The following is a 20,290-nucleotide window of genomic DNA, read 5'->3' on the forward strand; positions in this document are numbered from 1 at the left end:
CAATTATGGGCAGTGACTGAGCCTAAATTCAGGGCCGAAGCAACACCGCCGAAATTAAGTGTGCACGGTCACCGCCACAAACCACCTCACCGATTTGCACGACCCCCCAAACCTGTGTATAGTTTTTCCTTGTCGCCGAGAGCAAAACGGAAGAAATAACCGGATGTAAATCGGAGGCAAAACCCCAGAATATCAACGGTTTTGCACAGGTCACTGTGGAAAAGATGTTGAAGAATGGGAACCATGAATACTGACTCAAATCACAAACAATTGATTTGACTTTCAGAAATTCACGGTGATAAGATTTGAATATAACGCTGGACGAAATTACCGCCTGAAATGGTGGGTAAAGAACCGGTAAGTGTTTGTTGTTTGAGAACTCAATAGTGTGCCAAGTTTGTTGATACCGAATATTTATTTTATTTGGTGAATACATAACATTTGCTTGAGGCATTGCACCCCCGTGTGATGTTCTTGAGTGTTTTTTATTCGCCAGGACTTCATTGGTTTCGCCCTTATTTTCCGAGGGGTTGCTGATGGCTTTTTATTTTTTTATGGAGAGTTTGATCCTGGCTCAGGATGAACGCTGGCGGCGTGCTTAACACATGCAAGTCGAACGATGACCCCGTGCTTGCACGGGTGATTAGTGGCGAACGGGTGAGTAACACGTGAGTAACCTGCCCCCGACTTTGGGATAAGCCCGGGAAACTGGGTCTAATACCGGATATGACTTCTTACCGCATGGTGGGTTGTTGAAAGATTTATCGGTGGGGGATGGACTCGCGGCCTATCAGCTTGTTGGTGAGGTAATGGCTCACCAAGGCGACGACGGGTAGCCGGCCTGAGAGGGTGACCGGCCACACTGGGACTGAGACACGGCCCAGACTCCTACGGGAGGCAGCAGTGGGGAATATTGCACAATGGGCGAAAGCCTGATGCAGCGACGCCGCGTGAGGGATGACGGCCTTCGGGTTGTAAACCTCTTTCAGTAGGGAAGAAGCGAAAGTGACGGTACCTGCAGAAGAAGCGCCGGCTAACTACGTGCCAGCAGCCGCGGTAATACGTAGGGCGCAAGCGTTATCCGGATTTATTGGGCGTAAAGAGCTCGTAGGCGGTTTGTCGCGTCTGCCGTGAAAGTCCGAGGCTCAACCTCGGATCTGCGGTGGGTACGGGCAGACTAGAGTGATGTAGGGGAGACTGGAATTCCTGGTGTAGCGGTGAAATGCGCAGATATCAGGAGGAACACCGATGGCGAAGGCAGGTCTCTGGGCATTTACTGACGCTGAGGAGCGAAAGCATGGGGAGCGAACAGGATTAGATACCCTGGTAGTCCATGCCGTAAACGTTGGGCACTAGGTGTGGGGGACATTCCACGTTTTCCGCGCCGTAGCTAACGCATTAAGTGCCCCGCCTGGGGAGTACGGCCGCAAGGCTAAAACTCAAAGGAATTGACGGGGGCCCGCACAAGCGGCGGAGCATGCGGATTAATTCGATGCAACGCGAAGAACCTTACCAAGGCTTGACATGTGCCAGACCGCCTCAGAGATGGGGTTTCCCTTCGGGGCTGGTTCACAGGTGGTGCATGGTTGTCGTCAGCTCGTGTCGTGAGATGTTGGGTTAAGTCCCGCAACGAGCGCAACCCTCGTTCCATGTTGCCAGCACGTAGTGGTGGGGACTCATGGGAGACTGCCGGGGTCAACTCGGAGGAAGGTGGGGATGACGTCAAATCATCATGCCCCTTATGTCTTGGGCTTCACGCATGCTACAATGGCCGGTACAATGGGTTGCGATACTGTGAGGTGGAGCTAATCCCTAAAAGCCGGTCTCAGTTCGGATTGGGGTCTGCAACTCGACCCCATGAAGTCGGAGTCGCTAGTAATCGCAGATCAGCAACGCTGCGGTGAATACGTTCCCGGGCCTTGTACACACCGCCCGTCAAGTCACGAAAGTTGGTAACACCCGAAGCCGATGGCCTAACCACCTTGTGTGGGGGGAGTCGTCGAAGGTGGGACTGGCGATTGGGACTAAGTCGTAACAAGGTAGCCGTACCGGAAGGTGCGGCTGGATCACCTCCTTTCTAAGGAGCTAACCATTATTATGGTTGCCCATGTCTGTGCACGAGTGTTGTACGGGTGGGTTGCTCATGGGTGGAATATCAATGAACTCAATACTGGAAAACGTGTGCACGCTGGTCCTCATTATGAGTGGTTGGGGTGTGTGTCGGGGTATTGGCTGTGGCTGTATGGTGTTGGTGCTTGCGAGTACGCATTGTTACTTCACATGAATGAATCCGTCCTTTTGGGTGGGTTTGTTGGTGTGTGGTGGTGGTGTTGGAATGTGGGTGTTGATGGTGTGTGGTTTGTATGGTTTGGCATGCTGTTGGGTTTTGAGGCAACAAGCCTCCGTCCCTGGTGGATGATTTGATCAAGTGTTGCGGTGCTGGCCTTTTGGGGTTGGTGTTGTGATGGTTGGTTGATTGTCTTCTTGGGTGGCGGGGTTCTTGGTGTTTCGGTGTTTGTCCTCTGTTTGCTGCAGGCATGCTCGGTACGAGCAATGGTCCTTTTGGGTTGTTGTTGGTGGGTGTGTTTGTGGGGGTGTGGGGTTGTTGTTTGGGAACTGTATAGTGAACGCGAGCATCTTGCAGATGAGATGAGTCTTATGACCCTTTTTCCTTGGGTTGTGGGGTGTTTGAGTCTTGTCTGTGTGATTTTGTTAGATTGTTTTATTGCTCAATTCTGAGAACTTTGTTTTGTGTTGAAGTTTTTAAGGGCGCACGGTGGATGCCTTGGCATCAAGAGCCGATGAAGGACGTGGGAATCTGCGATAAGCCTGGTGGAGTCGATAACCGGACGTTGAGACCAGGATTTCCGAATGGGGGAACCCCGCACCATGTTATGTGGTGTGACCTGCAGCTGAATGTATAGGCTGTGTGGAGGGAACGCGGGGAAGTGAAACATCTCAGTACCCGCAGGAAGAGAAAACAATAGTGATTCCGTTAGTAGTGGCGAGCGAACGCGGATGGGGCTAAACCGGTTGGTGTGTGATAGCGGATAGGCGTTGCATCATCGGGGTTGTGGGGTTGACATGTACCAGCGCTATCTTGCTGGTGGGATGAGGTGCAGGCGTATAGGTGAATCGGTTGGAATGCCGGACCATAGAGGGTGATAGTCCCGTAGGTGTAATGCGTGTCTGCCGTTCTAGTGTTGATACCCGAGTAGCACGGGGCCCGTGAAACCTTGTGTGAATCTGCCAGGACCACCTGGTAAGCCTGAATACTACTTGATGACCGATAGTGAATCAGTACCGTGAGGGAATGGTGAAAAGTACCCCGGGAGGGGAGTGAAATAGTACCTGAAACCGTGCGCTTACAATCCGTTAGAGCCTGGGACTTGTTCCTGGGTGATGGCGTGCCTTTTGAAGAATGAGCCTGCGAGTTAGTGTTACGTCGCGAGGTTAACCCGTGTGGGGAAGCCGTAGCGAAAGCGAGTCTGAATAGGGCGTTTGAGTGGCGTGATCTAGACCCGAAGCGAAGTGATCTACCCATGGCCAGGTTGAAGCGCGTGTAAGAGCGTGTGGAGGACCGAACCCACTTCAGTTGAAAATGGAGGGGATGAGCTGTGGGTAGGGGTGAAAGGCCAATCAAACTTCGTGATAGCTGGTTCTCCCCGAAATGCATTTAGGTGCAGCGTTACGTGTTTCTTACCGGAGGTAGAGCTACTGGATAGCTAATGGGCCCTACAAGGTTACTGACGTTAGCCAAACTCCGAATGCCGGTAAGTGAGAGCGTAGCAGTGAGACTGTGGGGGATAAGCTTCATAGTCGAGAGGGAAACAGCCCAGAACGCCAACTAAGGCCCCTAAGCGTGTGCTAAGTGGGAAAGGATGTGGAGTTGCTTTGACAACCAGGAGGTTGGCTTAGAAGCAGCCACCCTTGAAAGAGTGCGTAATAGCTCACTGGTCAAGTGATTCCGCGCCGATAATGTAGCGGGGCTCAAGCACACCGCCGAAGTTGCGTCATTCAAATATTTGCTTGGTCTTCGGATTGGGCGTTTGGATGGGTAGGGGAGCGTCGTATAGCGGGTGAAGTCGCGGTGTAAACCAGCGGTGGACGCTATACGAGTGAGAATGCAGGCATGAGTAGCGAATGACGGGTGAGAAACCCGTCCGCCGAATGATCAAGGGTTCCAGGGTTAAGCTAATCTGCCCTGGGTTAGTCGGGGCCTAAGGCGAGGCCGACAGGCGTAGTCGATGGATAACGGGTTGATATTCCCGTACCGGCGAAGGACCGCCCATACTGAGCTGTTGATGCTAACCATGATGGATTCCAATTGTTGATGCCTTCGGGTGTTTTTGTTGGTTGATGTGGTGGGAACCGATGCAGTGAGGTCAGCGTATTAACAGGTGTGACGCAGGAAGGTAGCCGAGCCAGGCAATGGAATTGACCTGGTCCAAGGGTGTAGGACGAGTCGTAGGTAAATCCGCGGTTCATGATGTCTGAGACCTGATAGGCGCCCACTTTGGTGGGTGATTCGGTGATCCTATGCTGCCTAGAAAAGCATCGGCGCGAGGTCCCAGCCGCCCGTACCCCAAACCGACACAGGTGATCAGGTAGAGAATACTAAGGCGATCGAGAGAATCATGGTTAAGGAACTCGGCAAAATGCCCCCGTAACTTCGGAAGAAGGGGGGCCTGCCCCGTGATCAGCTCTTGCAGTTGTGAGCGGGTGTGGGCCGCAGAGACCAGGGGGAAGCGACTGTTTACTAAAAACACAGGTCCGTGCGAAGTCGCAAGACGATGTATACGGACTGACTCCTGCCCGGTGCTGGAAGGTTAAGAGGACCGGTTAGCAACTTGTTGCGAAGCTGAGAATTTAAGCCCCAGTAAACGGCGGTGGTAACTATAACCATCCTAAGGTAGCGAAATTCCTTGTCGGGTAAGTTCCGACCTGCACGAATGGAGTAACGACTTCCCCGCTGTCTCAACCATGAACTCGGCGAAATTGCAGTACGAGTAAAGATGCTCGTTACGCGCAGCAGGACGGAAAGACCCCGAGACCTTTACTATAGTTTGGTATTGGTGTTCGGTGCAGCTTGTGTAGGATAGGTGGGAGACTGTGAAGCTTGGACGCTAGTTCAGGTGGAGTCATCGTTGAAATACCACTCTGGCTGTACCGGTCACCTAACTTCGGACCATGATCTGGTTCAGGGACAGTGCCTGATGGGTAGTTTAACTGGGGCGGTTGCCTCCTAAAATGTAACGGAGGCGCCCAAAGGTTCCCTCAGCCTGGTTGGCAATCAGGTGTCGAGTGTAAGTGCACAAGGGAGCTTGACTGTGAGAGTGACAGCTCGAGCAGGGACGAAAGTCGGGACTAGTGATCCGGCGGCACCTCGTGGAAGGGCCGTCGCTCAACGGATAAAAGGTACCTCGGGGATAACAGGCTGATCTTGCCCAAGAGTCCATATCGACGGCATGGTTTGGCACCTCGATGTCGGCTCGTCGCATCCTGGGGCTGGAGTAGGTCCCAAGGGTTGGGCTGTTCGCCCATTAAAGCGGTACGCGAGCTGGGTTTAGAACGTCGTGAGACAGTTCGGTCCCTATCCGCTGCGCGCGTTGGAAATTTGAGAAGGGCTGTCCTTAGTACGAGAGGACCGGGACGGACTAACCTCTGGTGTGTCAGTTGTACTGCCAAGTGCATCGCTGATTAGCTACGTTGGGAAGGGATAACCGCTGAAAGCATCTAAGCGGGAAGCCTGCTTCGAGATGAGATTTCCATGCACCTTGAGTGTGTGAGGCCCCCAGCTAGACCACTGGGTTGATAGGCAGGATGTGGAAGCAAGGACTAAAGACTTGTGTAGCTGACCTGTACTAATAGGCCGATGACTTTCAACACACAATATATACAATAATGACTAATAAGATCATTGCTGTTCGCGTTCACTATGCGGTTACGAGACAACAACTCGACAACCGAAACTAAACATGAGACTTGACAAGTAGTTTTTGTCGCATCGTTTCATACAACACCAGAAAATTGGTTTGTGTGCTTCGTGATTGTTACGGCGGTCATAGCGTGGGGGAAACGCCCGGTCCCATACCGAACCCGGAAGCTAAGGCCCACTGCGCCGATGGTACTGCACTCGTGAGGGTGTGGGAGAGTAGGTCACCGCCGGACTTAACTTAATAAAGATGAATGTTGGTTTGAGGCCCTAACCTTTTGGTTGGGGCCTCACCTGTTTAACCACCATGGTTAAGCCGTCCGCGCACCTAAGGCGCTCGAGCTCTTTATTCTCGGAGAACTGGCTACAGTGTGTAGTAGAAATAACTTGTTCTGCTACCGAGGGAGTCATGCCTTGACCACTGAGACAACGAGCCCGCTGCGTTACCGCGACGATTCGGTTCGTCCCCAGGATGATCTTTACCGTCATAGCAACGGTAAGTGGTTCGAAACGGCCACCATCCCAGGTGATCAAGGGATCTACGGTTCGTTCATGGAACTGCGTGACCAGGCCGAAGATGCCGTTCACGCCATCATCAAAGAAGCCGTCAAGGCCTACGAATCGGGCTCAGCTACCGATGAGGCAACCAAGCGCATCGCTCACCTCTATGGTTCCTTCATGAATGAAGCGGCGATTCAAGAGCGTGGCGCAGAGCCGATCGCTGGCTACCTCAACGCCATTAATGAAGTTACTTCCGTGCAGTCACTGCTGAAGCTCTCGGGATCTTTCTACCGCAAGGGTATTAGCGGATTCCTCGAAATTGGCGCGATGAACGACGCAGGGGACCCAGAGCGAAACCTTTTGACCTTTCTGCAAGGTGGATTGGGCCTGCCCGACGAGTCCTACTATCACGATGAGCAATTGGCCGAGACCCTCGCTGATTACCGGGACCACCTGCAGCGACTGCTAAGCCTTGGCGGGATTAGTGATGCGGGCTCGGCAGCCGATAGCGTCGTTGCGCTGGAGAAGGCTATCGCCGAATTCCACTGGGATCGGGTGAAGGTACGCGATGCTCAGGCACGCTACAACCTTATGACCGGCGAATCGCTCTTTGAACTCTTTGACGGTCTGAAGTCCTGGCTGGCCGGGGCAGAAATTGAAGCAAAGTACTACGGCGAAGTTGTTGTTTGGCAGCCCAGCTACCTTGAAGGTCTGGCGGGCCTCATCGAATCCCAGCCGCTAGACGCATGGAAGAATTGGCTTAACGTGCAGGTGCTGCGTTCCTTCGCGCCGTACCTCTCCAGTGACTTCGTCAACGAAAACTTCTCCTTCTACTCCGCCAAGCTCGGCGGTGTGGAGCAGATCCGCGATCGCTGGAAGCGCGGCGTATCCTTCACCGAAGGCGCCGTAGGTGAAGACATCGGCCAAGTTTACGTTGCCAAGAATTTCCCGCCGGAGGCCAAAGATGCCATGGATCAGCTGGTGCAGCGACTGACCGAGGCCTACCGGATCTCTATCGGCCAACTGTCCTGGATGGGCGAGGCAACGATCGAAAAGGCGCTGGATAAGCTTTCGAAGTTCCGGCCAAAGATTGGCTACCCGGATCAGTGGATCGATTACTCGTCGATCACCACCAATGAGCTTGATGTGATTGCCAATTTGGCCGCGGCCAATGAGTTTGAGTATAAGCGCGAGCTGAAGAAGATCGATGACGGGGTGGACCGCGAACTGTGGTTCATGTACCCACAGACCGTCAACGCCTACTACCACCCGCTGCTGAACGAAATCGCATTCCCGGCAGCCATCCTGCGCCTGCCATTCTTTGATGTAGATCGCGATATCGCCTCGAACTTTGGTGCGATCGGAGCGGTGATCGGCCATGAGATCGGCCACGGTTTTGATGACCAAGGCTCGCAGTACGATGGCACCGGCCAGCTGACCAACTGGTGGACCGATGAGGACCGCGAAGCATTTGAGAAGCTGACCGGCAAGCTGGTGGAGCAGTACAACGCACTGGCTCCCACCGAAGCACCCGAGCACCAGGTCAACGGTGCGCTGACCCTAGGTGAAAACATCGGCGACCTTGGCGGACTGGGCATCGCCTACAAGGCGTACAAGCTCGAGCTTGCCGGTCGTGGCATCACCGAGGATGAAGTGATCGACGGAGTCAGCGGTGACCAGCGCTTCTTCTACTCGTGGGCTGAATGCTGGCGTACGCTGATCCGTCCGGAAACCGCAGTGGTCCGCGTTCGCACCGACCCACACGCACCGGGCGAATTCCGTTGCAACCAGGTTCCCAAGAACCTGAGCGCCTTCCACGAAGCCTTTGGCACCAAGCCAGGCGATGGCATGTGGCTGGACCCAGAAGACCGCGTCGAAATCTGGTAAATCACCACCGATCACGCACCAGAGCACCGGCAAACTTCGCTTTGCCGGTGCTCTGGTGTACCCGGTGGGAAATTAGCGGGTGTAAGTCTGATCATGAACGGCATTGCGGGCACGCAATGACACGTAGAATGGGTAATTGTGACTTCCGAAAATAATTCCGCACAGCCCATTGATACCAACGACCAGCGACAGGTTCGCACTGATAAGCGAAACCAGTTCCTGGCCAAGGGTGAGGAAGCCTACCCTGTAGGTGTGGCTCGCACCCACTCGCTGCTGGAAATCCGCGATAAGTACGAGCACCTTGAAGCCGGCGAAGAAACCGAAGACGTAGTAGGCGTCGCTGGCCGGATCGTCTTTATGCGCAATACCGGCAAGCTGTGCTTCGCCACCTTGCAGGAGGGTGGCCCCAATGGTGAGGGTGTGCGCCTGCAGCTGATGCTTTCCTTGGCTAACGTCGGCGAAGAACGCCTTGCCCAGTGGAAGTCCCTCGTTGACCTCGGCGACCACGTTTTTGTTAGCGGCAAGGTGATTTCTTCACGCCGCGGCGAGCTGTCGATCATGGCCGACACCTACGAAATGGCCTCCAAGGCACTGCGCCCGCTGCCAGTGCTGCACGCGGATTTGAATGAAGCTACCCGTGTGCGTCAGCGCTACGCGGACCTGATCGTGCGCAATGAAGCTCGCGAAATGGTTTACAAGCGTGCCGGCATTGTTCGCGCCGTACGTAACACCCTAGAAAACCATGGCTACGTTGAGGTTGAGACCCCAATGCTGCAGCTGGTTCACGGTGGCGCATCGGCCCGTCCATTCAAGACTCACCTGAACGCTTTTGATCAGGAAATGACCCTGCGCATCGCCACTGAGCTGTACCTCAAGCGTTGTGTTGTTGGTGGCGTGGACCGTGTATTCGAAGTCGGACGCATCTTCCGCAACGAAGGCGTGGACTCAACTCACTCGCCTGAATTCACCACCCTAGAATGCTACGAAGCCTACGCAGATCAGTACGTGATGGCCGATCGCATGAAGGAAATTATCCTTAACGCCGCCGACGCCATTGGCGCTGGCCGAACCGTCGAAACCCCTAAGGGCACCGCAAACCTGGACGGCGAATGGCGCTGGTTGAGCGTGTACCCTGGCCTGTCTGAGGCTGTGGGTGTGGAGATCACTCCAGATACCGACGCTTCGGTGTTGCGCGAAGTTGCGGCCAAGCACGAAGTAAAGATCGATCCTGCTTGGGGAGCTCAGAAGCTAGTTATCGAGCTCTTTGGCGAAATTGTCGAGCCAACTTTGATCGACCCAACCTTCGTTTGTGATTACCCGCCACTGGCTCAGCCGCTGGCTCGTCCACACCGCTCGAAGCCAGGCGTTATCGAAGCATGGGACCTCATCATCGGTGGCATGGAACGCGGTACCGCGTTCTCGGAGCTGATCGACCCAGTCATTCAGCGTGAACGCCTCACCGAGCAGTCGCTGATGGCCGCTGGCGGCGACCCTGAAGCAATGCAGCTTGACGAGGACTTCCTGCGTGCCCTGGAATACGGTGCACCACCGATGGGTGGTATCGGACTGGGTATCGATCGATTGGTAATGCTCTTCACCAACGTCGGTATTCGCGAAACGATTCTCTTCCCACTGCTAAAGCCGGAGGCATAAATAATGTTGTACGTCGAGGCTATTGTTCCAACAATCGCCCTGGCTCTGCTTTTTTGGTACGTGATGAAAGCGATTACTAACGCGGACCGAAAAGAGCGTCAGGCCGAAGCTGAAGCAGATGCGCTTATTCAAAATCGTGCGGATTCCAATAATCCAACGAACGAGAATTAGAGTATTCCTGATAGAACCTTGTGAATATTGATCAGAATTAGAATTTTCTGACGCTATTTGTATAGGCTTGAACATTGAAAAGGACTGGTGTCTCATTTGACGCCTAGTTCAGTACATTCAAGCTCGGAGGAATCCCCAGATGGCACGTCAGGTTCAAATCGCCCTGATTGACGATATTGATGGCAGCGAAGCAACTGAATCAATTGCATTCAGCATTGCTGGTCAGCACTTCGAAATCGACCTGAACGACGAACATGCTGCAGAATTCCACGCGGCCATTGATCCGTATGTAGAAGCTGCGCGTTCGTCGAAGCAGACGGCGACTAGCGAAGCCCCAGCAATTCGTGCTTGGGCAAAAGAAAACAATATCAAGGTCAACGCTCGTGGGCGCCTTAATGCAGAGGTTGTAGAATCCTACAACGCTGCAATGCGTAAGGGCGGACGCAACCGCACGAAGTAATTCGCTCGGGTAGTCAAAGACTTCAAATGAGTCGGCACATTCAATGTGCCGACTCATTTGCTTATAACGATGACCGTGATCTATCAATTTAATTGACCTACTCTTTTTCCCTCACATGAGAATTCAATGGCGTTTGTCCCGGTAAGCGACGTCCACCAAGCAGTATTGAAGTAACGCTTCGGGTTATCCCCGTGGCGAACAAGGGCGAATTGCGGTCGCTTGGTGCGTAGCATCGAATTATTGGTAAGCAAGGAGTGTGCCGAAGATGTTTGAGAGATTTACCGACCGTGCCCGTCGAGTTGTCGTGCTCGCCCAAGAAGAGGCGCGCATGCTCAACCACAATTACATCGGCACCGAGCACCTGCTGCTCGGCCTAATCCACGAAGGTGATGGCGTAGCCGCTAAAGCGCTCGAGTCGCTGAATATTTCGTTGGGTGCCGTACGTGAGCAGGTTCAGGAGATTATCGGTAAGGGCCAGCAGGCTCCTTCCGGTCATATCCCGTTCACTCCTCGCGCCAAGAAGGTCTTGGAATTGTCGCTGCGCGAAGCGTTGCAGCTGGGTCATAACTACATTGGCACCGAGCACATTCTGCTCGGTTTGATCCGCGAGGGCGAAGGTGTTGCTGCTCAGGTTCTAGTGAAGCTGGGTGCTGACCTTGGCCGCGTGCGCCAGCAGGTCATTCAGCTGCTCTCGGGCTACCAGGGTGGCAAGGAAACTGCCGCCGCTGGTGTTAGCTCGGGCGGACAGCAGGAAGGTACCCCGGCCGGTTCGGCGGTACTGGACCAGTTTGGTCGCAACCTCACCGCAGCTGCCCGCGAAGGCAAGCTGGATCCGGTGATCGGTCGCGAGCACGAGATGGAACGCGTCATGCAGGTCCTCTCGCGCCGTACCAAGAACAACCCAGTTCTTATTGGTGAACCTGGCGTTGGTAAGACTGCCGTAGTTGAAGGCCTGGCCCAGTCGATCGTTCGCGGCGACGTACCAGAAACCATCAAGGACAAGCAGCTATACACCTTGGACCTCGGTTCATTGGTCGCCGGTTCCCGTTACCGTGGTGACTTCGAAGAGCGCCTGAAGAAGGTCCTCAAGGAGATCCGCACCCGTGGCGATATCATCTTGTTCATCGATGAGATCCACACCCTGGTGGGTGCTGGTGCGGCCGAAGGTGCTATTGACGCTGCTTCCATCCTCAAGCCTATGTTGGCTCGTGGCGAGTTGCAGACCATTGGTGCCACCACCCTTGATGAGTACCGCAAGAACATCGAGAAGGATGCAGCGCTTGAGCGTCGCTTCCAGCCGATTCAGGTCAAGGAACCAACTGTTGAGCTGACCACGCAGATCCTTCGTGGCCTGCGTGACCGCTACGAGGCACACCACCGCGTGACCATCACCGATGGCGCATTACAGGCTGCCGCAACGTTGGCTCACCGCTACATTTCGGATCGTTTCCTGCCAGATAAGGCAGTGGATTTGATCGATGAAGCCGGTGCCCGCCTGCGCATCCAGCGGATGACCGCACCTCCTGCCCTGAAGGAAATGGACGAGGAGATCGCGACCGTACGCCTGGAGAAGGAAGCGGCGATCGACGCCCAGGACTTCGAAGGTGCAGCCTCGCTGCGCGACAAGGAGTCCAAGCTCATCGAGGCGCGCAACGAAAAGGAAAAGTCGTGGCGCAACGGTGACATGGATGAAGTATCCGAGGTCACCGAAGAGCTCATTGCTGAAGTTCTGGCTAACTCCACCGGCATCCCGGTTGTGAAGCTGACCGAGGAAGAGTCCTCACGTCTGCTGAACATGGAAGCAGAACTGCACAAGCGTGTTATCGGCCAGGATTCGGCTATCAAGGCCATCTCCCAGGCGATCCGCCGCACCCGTGCAGGCCTGAAGGATCCAAACCGCCCAGGTGGCTCGTTCATCTTCGCCGGTCCAACCGGTGTGGGTAAGACCGAGCTGGCTAAGGCGTTGGCGGAATTCCTCTTCGGTGAAGAAGACGCACTGATCACCTTGGACATGTCCGAATACTCGGAGAAGCACACCGTTTCCCGACTCTTCGGTGCCCCTCCAGGCTACGTCGGTTACGAAGAAGGTGGACAGCTGACCGAAAAGGTCCGTCGTCGTCCATTCTCCGTAGTGCTCTTCGACGAGGTTGAAAAGGCTCACGCTGACCTGTTCAACTCGCTGCTGCAGATTCTGGAAGACGGTCGATTGACTGACTCCCAGGGCCGCGTAGTGGACTTCAAGAACACCATCATCATCATGACCACCAACCTCGGTACCCGTGACATCTCTAAGGGTGTAATGACCGGCTTCCAGTCGGTCGCGGATACCAAGACCGGTTATGAGCGCATGCAGGCCAAGGTGCAAGAAGAGCTACGTCAGCACTTCCGCCCTGAGTTCTTGAACCGTGTTGATGACACCGTGGTCTTCCCTCAGCTCAACCAGGACGAGATCGAAGAGATCGTCGACCTGTTTGTTGGCCGCCTGGCCAAGCGTCTGAAGGAACGCGAGATGACCATCGAGCTGACCCAGGGTGCTCGCAGCCTGTTGGCACAGCGTGGCTACGACCCAGCAATGGGCGCTCGTCCACTGCGTCGTACCATTCAGCGCGACATCGAAGATCAGCTCTCCGAGCGGATCCTATTCGGTCAGATTGTTGCTGGACAGCATGTCACCGTGGACGTTGAGGGCGAGGGTGAACTGCAGAAGTTCGTCTTCCGCGCCGAAGGCGGCCCAGGCCAGCTAGAAGGCGAGCCGGCACCAGCAGCGCTGGAAAGCTAAGCTCAAACCGTTTGTAACAACTAGCCGTGGAACAAGAGAAATCTGGTTCCACGGCTAGTTGCTTTAACGCCTTGCTTTAACGCCGGGAAGCCGAGCGCAAGACCAAGACCAGTCCCAGAGCTGTGCAGCAAAGATAAACACCGATCACGCAGATCCAACCAACGGTGAAGCCGCCTGCGGATCCGACCAGCAGGCCCATGGCCAGCGGGCCAACGGTGAATCCACCAAATTGCCCAGCAGAGACGATGCCACTGGCGCTGCCCAATCGGTTAGCAGGAACCGCGCGGAGCAAGGCAGCCATGAGAACCACCGAGACGCCTAAGGCCGAGGCGCCGTGCAAGATCACCGCAACCCAGAGCAGCGTCGCGCAGTGCCATTGTTCGGAGAGCAGGAAGCTCACGGCCCCGCAGGTGGCAAGCGAGGCCAGTAGTAGAAGCAGTTTTGGTGCAGCGATGCCGCGGGACATCATCCTGCCCCAACCCACTCGTGCGCTGACTCCGACCACACCGGCCACTGCAGCGGTCAGGCCGCCGGCGATGAGCGAGAAGTGCAGTTCGCGCACCGCAAACAGCGCCAAATACACATTGGTGGCCTGAACCCCAACACCGTTGATAAACCCAAAGAGGGTTAATGCATAAATGACGTACCGGGTAGAAGGTGCCGCCTGTGCAATCGGGGTTTCAGACTTCGGCCCGGATTGCTTACTGGGGCTCGACTCTGGAGCTTGAAGCAGAGGTGTGCTGTTCAGAATGCGTACTGCAAGAATGGCCAGCACCGCAGCCAGTACGGCTCCGGTCAGCGATGCTCCCCGCCAGCCAATGACGGCGGCCAGAAGCGGGAACCCCACGCTGCCTATCAACTGGGAGACCTGAACACCAGACTGTTTAATCCCGGTCCAGTTGATCCGTTGTTCGCTAGGCACTCGCTGGACCAAAATACGATTGGTGACACCGTTGGGAAATGACTGGGCGAGCCCAGAAACACCGGCAGCCACCAACAAAAGAATGTAGCCGGCATTTACGGCGGCAAGCCCCAGAGCTAGCGTGGCGGCACCAAAAATGATCAGCATCAACCGGGTATCTGGTTGCCGATCCGAGAATTTACCAAACGCAGCATTACCTATCGCGGCGCACCCAAAACAAACGGTAGCCAGCAGACCAAATTGGGACTCGGTGATGCCCAGATCTCGAATCACCAGATCACTTGTCGCGCTAAGCCCGTAGTTAAGCAGTGGGGCAATGCCGACAGCGGATAAGAGGATGGCCAGCAGCCCAAACCCTGGGCGTACTTCCTTGACTGACATCCTCATCCTTAAACTGGTCGAACTGCGGTTCTAGCTCAGTTTGGCATAGTCGCAACCAGGCGCATCGTTCTATGACATTTCTGGCATCGACTTAAACTCTGCGAACTATCGGGCATAGGATTTATCAGGTGAATACTTTTACCGTCCGTTCAGCAAAAACCAGTGATGTCGCAGCGATCCGCGAGCTTGTGCGACCGCTAGCTGAAAAGCGGATCCTGCTGGACAAGGAAGCAGTCACCTATTACGAATCCATTCAGGAATTTGTGATGGCTCAGGACTCGGACGGAAATGTCATTGGCTGCGGCGGCTTGCACGTGATCTGGGAAGACATTGCCGAGATTCGCACGCTGGCCACCTCTGAACAGGTGCGCGGCCAAGGCATCGGACACCTATTGCTCGAAGAGCTAATCCGCCGGGCCAAGGCTGTGGGTGTAACACGGGTGTTCTGTCTGACCTTTGAAGTGGCATTCTTTGAACGCCACGGATTTAGCGTTATGGCGGATCAGAGCGCAGTTGATCCCATTGTCTACCAAGAAATCCTGCACTCGCGAGACGAAGGCGTGGCCGAGTTCCTCGACCTTGCGCGGGTAAAACCCAATACCTTGGGCAATACCCGCATGATCATCTCATTGGAGCAGTAGCCTCTAGTCCATCTGGTCGTAGCGCGCACGCAAGATCAGGTACAGCGCGTAGATAACCAGACCCACTCCAATGACGCCCAAAACAATGGGGCCGAAACTTTGATCACGGATAGCCTTCAGCGCACCGTCAATGCCACTGGCTTCTTTGGGATCGCCCTGTACGGTGGCCACGATGAACAGCACTCCCAGCGCGCCGAGGACTAGACCCTTAGCTGGGTAGCCAAGCATGCCGGTGTAGGTGATCGCCTTGGAGATATCCCGGCGGCTCGAATTTTCCAGATCCTTCAGAAACTTCTTACTGACACCCTTATAGATGTAGTAACAAGCCATACCCAACAGGATCAGCCCGATGATAACTATCACGGCCCGTCCGGCAAAGGACTTCATCAATTCGCCACTGAAGCTAGAGGTAGTCTTTCCCGAATCGCTCGGGCTGCCCACGGCAAATCGACCAAAGGTGAAACCAACGGCCAAGAACACCACGGCCGTTCCCGCAAATTTCAGTCGCTCCCGTAGCTCTTTCTCGGGAAGGAAGAGCTGAGCCAGCGACCACAGACCCAGTAAGAGTGCCCCGGCCGCGCAGATCCAGAGCAGAACTATGCCAAAGGGTTGTGCTGCCAAAGCACGCATGGCACCGCTTTGATCTGCCTTTGCGTGCCCGCCGGAGGCCACAAATGCAGCAAGTATGCCCATGGTGGCATGTAGTACACCATTGGCGACATAACCTAGGCGGGCCAAGCGTTCGAACCAAGGATGCCGGGCTACCTGGTGGGCAGCGTTGGTCGGGTCTACAGAAGCGTTCATGGCCTAATCATAACTAGGACGGCAGGCAAATGTGTCCGTCTTCAAGCACGGCTAGCCCGTCTTTGAGCAAACCGGACAGGGCTCGTTCACGCTGCGCTAATTCAGCTTGCAATCCTTCTAGCGCCACATAGCTGGTGTGCTCCTGTAGGGACAGGTCAGCAAGGAAAGATGTTTGTGTCACCGGATGCTCATGTTCTCGCAATATGGCCATGATGGCTCCACGAACCTGACGGTCCGTGCCTTGCCAGGCTTGGCCTTTGGGGGTGTAGTGCGGTGCCGGGCGTCCGGCAGCAATCCATGCGCACTGGTCAAAGACCGGGCAGGCATCACATTTGGGGCTGCGCGCGGTGCAAACCAAGGCACCTAGTTCCATCACCGAGACGTTCCACAAATTTGCGTCGTCTTTAGCTTCGGGCTGCACTTGCCGAGCACGGGCGAATTCACTAGCCCGCGGGGTGGGTTCGGGCAGCGCCATGCCGCCAAAGAGTCTGGCGTGTACCCGTCGGATATTGGTATCAACCACCACGGTGGGCTGACCAAAGGCAAAACAAGCAATGGCCGCGGCGGTATAGTCTCCGACCCCGGGCAGCGCACGTAGCGCTTCTTCGGTGCGCGGTACCTCACCGTTGTATTCGGTGGTGATTTCAATCGCCGCCGCATGTAGGCGCTGCGCGCGGCGTGGATAACCTAACCGTCCCCAGGCCTTGAGCGCTTCAGATAAAGGTTCGGCGGCCAGATCTTGTGGCCGCGGCCAACGACTCATCCACTGTTCCCAGACAGGTAGTACGCGCACCACGGGAGTCTGCTGCAGCATAAATTCGCTGACCATAACCTCCCAGCCGCTTGCGCCTTCACGACGCCATGGCAGGTCCCTTGAGTTTGCCAAGTACCACTGGTTGATTTTGTGATGGATTTGCTGCACCTCACCACTGTATCCAACCTTGTGCATTTGGCTCGATTCCCCTGCCATTACCGGGATCGGGTGTGCCGATGAATTAGCCTTAAGCTATGAGCAATGCACCCGGATCCAAGCCATCAGCCAGCGTCTATCGGCGTCGGCGTATTACCGTGGCGGTAATCGCCGTGGTACTGATTGGGTTGATCATTTGGGGCGTTGTCTCAGTGGCAGGTTTGCTCACTTCCGACCCGCAGAGCGCGCCGGCGCCTTCGCCGACCGCGCAGAGCTCTTCGGCAGCGCCAAGCACAGAATCTTCGGAGGATGCGGCCAAGAAGTGCAAGTCGGACGAGATCAAAATTACCGCGACCACCGACGCTAAAAGCTACCCGGCTGGCAAAAAACCGGTGCTGATCCTTGGTATCGAAAACATCTCAAAGCGCGAGTGCGACTTAAACGTGGGAACCAGCCAGCAAGAATTTTTGATCTCCAGTGGAGCCGACCGCGTCTTCTCCACCGTGGACTGCCTGCAAAACCGTGAAGATGTTCCGCTGACCTTTGCCGCGGGACAAAAAGAGGACGCGCGTTTCACCTGGAACCGTGACCGCTCGGCACCGGGCTGCAAGGCCGTGAGTGTGCAGCCAAGCCCCGGTACCTACAAGTTCACGGCGGCCATCGGAGAATTTGAATCCGAACCAGTGAGCTTCAAACTGGAGTAACCCGCTAGATGTAGCGATCCAGCAGGGAAGACTCAGCCATTCGAGCTAGCCCTTCACGGATGGACCGCGCACGCTGTTCGCCCACACCTTCAATTTCCATCAATGCCGTGGTCGAGGCGGCCATCAGCAGCTGCAAATTATCAAAGGACGCCACCAACCGGTCACCGATGGCCTTAGGTACGGTGCGGATCTGCGATAGCAGACGGTAACCCTTAGGGGAGAGCTGATCATCCTGACCAATAGTTCCCTGTGGGAACAGGATCTTGGCCAGCCCTTCAATATCGATTAGCTGGGCGTCACTGACCTCATGAAGTCGCCCAAGCGCCAGATCGATATCCAGTTCGGATCCTTCAGCCTGAGCATAATCACGCAAGAGCAACTGATTATCAACCTGGATCCCGGAAAGCAATTCTGCGTGCTGTGCCGCTAGCAGTCGACCATCAATACCCAGCTCCAGAACGTAGCGGGAGATTTCTTCGCTGGTTCGTCGCAACATTTCGGTGCGCTGCAGAACCGCCAATACTTCACGTGCGGTGGCGGCGTCTTCAATTTCCGCCGCCGATAAAGCGCTGGTGACCTGGTCCAGACGATGCCGGTAGCGCTCTAGGGTAGCAACAGCCTGGTTACCTCGGGCCAACAGTCGTTCGGCCGGTTCAAGCACGTGGCGCTCGCCGTCCGCATACAGGGAGATGGTTTGCATGGACTGGGAGACCGAGATGGTCGGGAAGCCAGTCTGTACTGCAACACGTTCGGCCGTGCGGTGACGGGTACCCGATTCTTGGGTATCAATCTGCGCATCGGGCATTAGCTGTACGCCGGCCTGCAGGATCTGCCGTGCCGTGCCGTCAAGGATGATCGCGCCGTCCATTTTGGCCAGCTCGCGGATCCGGGTTGGGCTGTAGTCCGCGTTGATTCTGAATCCGCCGGAGCTCAGCGATTCCACGACCTTGTCGTGGCCCAAGACAATCAGGGCGCCGGTGCGGCCACGCTGAATGCGCTCAAGACCCGCAGCGAGTTCGGTTCCCGGAGCAATCTGGGCCAAGATGGCAAGAAATTCGGGGGATGGGTGCGCTTTCAATTTGCGTCCTTTCAGCGGGCGACAACACTCAAGTTTATCGTGCTGGTTTCTGTCGCTGGTTGAAGGCAACATCCAGTGCCTGAGCTATGTTCTCCACTTGGAATACGTGGATACCCTCGGGAATGTTTTTCAGTGGTTCCGGGGTCGCCGGAGCCATAGCAAAGGAGAACCCAAGCCGTTGGGCTTCGGTGATTCGCCGCGAGATCTCGGGAACTTGGCGTACTTCACCGGCCAGCCCCACCTCACCAAAGGCCACAAAGTCCTGGGGCAGCGGGAACTCATTCATCGAGGAAGCCAAAGCCAACGCGCAGGCAAGATCCGAAGCGGGTTCGGCAATTTTTACTCCGCCCACCGTGGCGATATAGGAGTCCATCGAAGAAAGATCCATATGGGCCCGAGCTTGTAGAACGGCCACGACCATTTGGGCGCGTGCAGCATCCAGGCCACTGGTGGCACGACGGGCAGCTGGGGCATTACTGCGTGATAACAAGGTCTGCACCTCGGCTACCAGCGGGCGTCGGCCCTCCAGCGTCACGGTGATGCAGGTGCCCGGTACCGGATTGCGGGTACGGGTGACAAAAAGCTTGGACGGATCGGTGAGCGATTCAATGCCGTCCTCATTCAGATCAAAGCAGCCCACCTCATCGGTAGCACCGTAACGGTTTTTCAGCGCTCGCAGAATGCGCAAGCGCGAATGCTTCTCACCATCAAACTGGCAGACCACATCAACTAGGTGCTCGAGTAGGCGCGGACCGGCCACGGAGCCTTCCTTGGTCACGTGTCCGACCATGATGGTGGACATGGCCCGGGTCTTGGCAGCGTTGATGATAGAGGCCGCCACCTCGCGTACCTGGGAGACGCCGCCGGCAGCCCCATCAATCTCCGCTGAGGAGAAGGTCTGGACCGAGTCCAAAATCAGCAGTTGTGGGTCGATCTCTTGGATCTGTCCCAGCGCGAGGGCAAGGTCAGTTTCTGCAGCGAGGTAAAGGTTATCGGCCACGGCGTTGATACGTTCGGCCCGGGATTTCACCTGAGCCGCCGATTCTTCACCGGTCAGATACAGCACTCGAAGACCGGTATTTGCTGCCTTTGCCGCTACATCCAGTAACAGTGTGGACTTACCCACGCCCGGTTCTCCGGCGAGCAGGATTGCTGCAGCTGGAACCAATCCGCCACCTAAAACACGGTCCAGTTCGGAAACACCGCTGGGCCTGAAGGCTGCCTCGGAGCCGTCAATCTGAGCGATTGGCTTAGCCGGATGCGCCACCTTGGCCGCCGCGACGGTGCGCGCCGAAACGGTGCCTACTTCTTCAACGGTGCCCCACGCTTGGCATTCGCCGCAACGTCCCACCCATTTGATAGTGGTCCATCCGCATTCCGAGCATTTGAAGGTTGCTGAAGATTTGGTGCGCGTGGAGGTTTTGGCCATAGCCTAATGCTATCGACCCCGGCCGACATTTTTGT

The 20,290-nt window shown here is 55.6% G+C and carries 14 protein-coding genes and 3 rRNA genes; 11 read left to right on the top strand and 6 right to left on the bottom strand.

Features of this window, described 5'->3' with window-relative positions; translation table 11 throughout:
* Positions 1-28: 28 nt before the first annotated feature.
* Positions 29-454: a hypothetical protein gene (locus AC1Z3F_RS14400; protein WP_483566146.1), complete on the bottom strand. Its 426-nt coding sequence runs from the start codon at positions 452-454 to the stop codon at positions 29-31.
* A 97-nt stretch (positions 455-551) separates the two neighbouring features.
* On the opposite strand from AC1Z3F_RS14400, the gene AC1Z3F_RS14405 reads away from it, so the two are divergent.
* The 9 genes from AC1Z3F_RS14405 (at position 552) to AC1Z3F_RS14445 (ending at position 13,386) form a co-directional block, all read left to right on the top strand.
* A 16S ribosomal RNA gene (locus tag AC1Z3F_RS14405) occupies positions 552-2,077 on the top strand.
* Positions 2,078-2,097: 20 nt separating this feature from the next.
* On the top strand, positions 2,098-2,424 hold the full coding sequence (locus tag AC1Z3F_RS14410) for a hypothetical protein (RefSeq protein WP_262198064.1): 327 nt from the start codon (positions 2,098-2,100) through the stop codon (positions 2,422-2,424).
* 329 nt (positions 2,425-2,753) lie between these two features.
* A 23S ribosomal RNA gene (locus tag AC1Z3F_RS14415) occupies positions 2,754-5,889 on the top strand.
* 165 nt (positions 5,890-6,054) lie between these two features.
* A 5S ribosomal RNA gene (gene rrf / locus AC1Z3F_RS14420) occupies positions 6,055-6,171 on the top strand.
* The 16S, 23S and 5S rRNA genes sit together here, the layout of an rRNA operon.
* Positions 6,172-6,349: 178 nt before the next feature.
* Positions 6,350-8,323, top strand: coding sequence for a M13 family metallopeptidase (locus AC1Z3F_RS14425; RefSeq protein WP_131090748.1), 1,974 nt, complete (start codon positions 6,350-6,352; stop codon positions 8,321-8,323).
* Positions 8,324-8,461: 138 nt separating this feature from the next.
* Positions 8,462-9,976, top strand: a complete 1,515-nt coding sequence (gene lysS, locus AC1Z3F_RS14430; RefSeq protein WP_131090747.1) for a lysine--tRNA ligase — start codon at positions 8,462-8,464, stop codon at positions 9,974-9,976.
* A 3-nt stretch (positions 9,977-9,979) separates the two neighbouring features.
* A complete protein-coding gene (locus AC1Z3F_RS14435; protein ID WP_165477405.1) occupies positions 9,980-10,147 on the top strand; it encodes a hypothetical protein in 168 nt (55 codons plus the stop codon).
* Positions 10,148-10,286: 139 nt separating this feature from the next.
* Positions 10,287-10,607, top strand: coding sequence for a histone-like nucleoid-structuring protein Lsr2 (locus tag AC1Z3F_RS14440; RefSeq protein ID WP_131090746.1), 321 nt, complete (start codon positions 10,287-10,289; stop codon positions 10,605-10,607).
* Between the two features lie 265 nt (positions 10,608-10,872).
* Positions 10,873-13,386 carry an ATP-dependent Clp protease ATP-binding subunit gene (locus AC1Z3F_RS14445; protein WP_131090745.1) on the top strand — a complete coding sequence of 838 codons (2,514 nt, stop codon included), beginning with the start codon at positions 10,873-10,875 and terminating at the stop codon, positions 13,384-13,386.
* Positions 13,387-13,462: 76 nt separating this feature from the next.
* Here AC1Z3F_RS14445 and AC1Z3F_RS14450 read toward each other — a convergent pair whose 3' ends face one another.
* Entirely contained in the window at positions 13,463-14,689 is a 1,227-nt protein-coding gene (locus AC1Z3F_RS14450) for an MFS transporter (protein ID WP_165477404.1), read from the bottom strand.
* 128 nt (positions 14,690-14,817) lie between these two features.
* Between AC1Z3F_RS14450 and AC1Z3F_RS14455 the strand changes: the two genes are divergently transcribed.
* Positions 14,818-15,330 (top strand): amino-acid N-acetyltransferase, encoded by a 513-nt coding sequence (locus AC1Z3F_RS14455; protein WP_131090744.1) that lies wholly within the window; start codon positions 14,818-14,820, stop codon positions 15,328-15,330.
* Positions 15,331-15,333: 3 nt separating this feature from the next.
* On the opposite strand, the gene AC1Z3F_RS14460 is transcribed toward AC1Z3F_RS14455, so the two are convergent.
* Both AC1Z3F_RS14460 and AC1Z3F_RS14465 read right to left on the bottom strand, forming a co-directional pair.
* Positions 15,334-16,134: a DUF1206 domain-containing protein gene (locus tag AC1Z3F_RS14460; RefSeq protein ID WP_131090743.1), complete on the bottom strand. Its 801-nt coding sequence runs from the start codon at positions 16,132-16,134 to the stop codon at positions 15,334-15,336.
* 13 nt (positions 16,135-16,147) lie between these two features.
* Positions 16,148-17,083: an HhH-GPD family protein gene (locus AC1Z3F_RS14465; protein WP_131090742.1), complete on the bottom strand. Its 936-nt coding sequence runs from the start codon at positions 17,081-17,083 to the stop codon at positions 16,148-16,150.
* Positions 17,084-17,142: 59 nt separating this feature from the next.
* On the opposite strand from AC1Z3F_RS14465, the gene AC1Z3F_RS14470 reads away from it, so the two are divergent.
* On the top strand, positions 17,143-17,748 hold the full coding sequence (locus AC1Z3F_RS14470; RefSeq protein ID WP_131090741.1) for a hypothetical protein: 606 nt from the start codon (positions 17,143-17,145) through the stop codon (positions 17,746-17,748).
* A gap of 4 nt (positions 17,749-17,752) precedes the next feature.
* Here AC1Z3F_RS14470 and disA read toward each other — a convergent pair whose 3' ends face one another.
* The gene (disA, locus tag AC1Z3F_RS14475; protein ID WP_483566147.1) at positions 17,753-18,826 is read right to left on the bottom strand and encodes a DNA integrity scanning diadenylate cyclase DisA; all 1,074 of its coding nucleotides are present in this window, start codon (positions 18,824-18,826) and stop codon (positions 17,753-17,755) included.
* Positions 18,827-18,860: 34 nt separating this feature from the next.
* Positions 18,861-20,255 carry a DNA repair protein RadA gene (radA, locus tag AC1Z3F_RS14480; RefSeq protein WP_483566148.1) on the bottom strand — a complete coding sequence of 465 codons (1,395 nt, stop codon included), beginning with the start codon at positions 20,253-20,255 and terminating at the stop codon, positions 18,861-18,863.
* Positions 20,256-20,290 lie beyond the last annotated feature (35 nt).

The sequence above is a fragment of the Glutamicibacter sp. MOO4 genome (assembly GCF_056934395.1).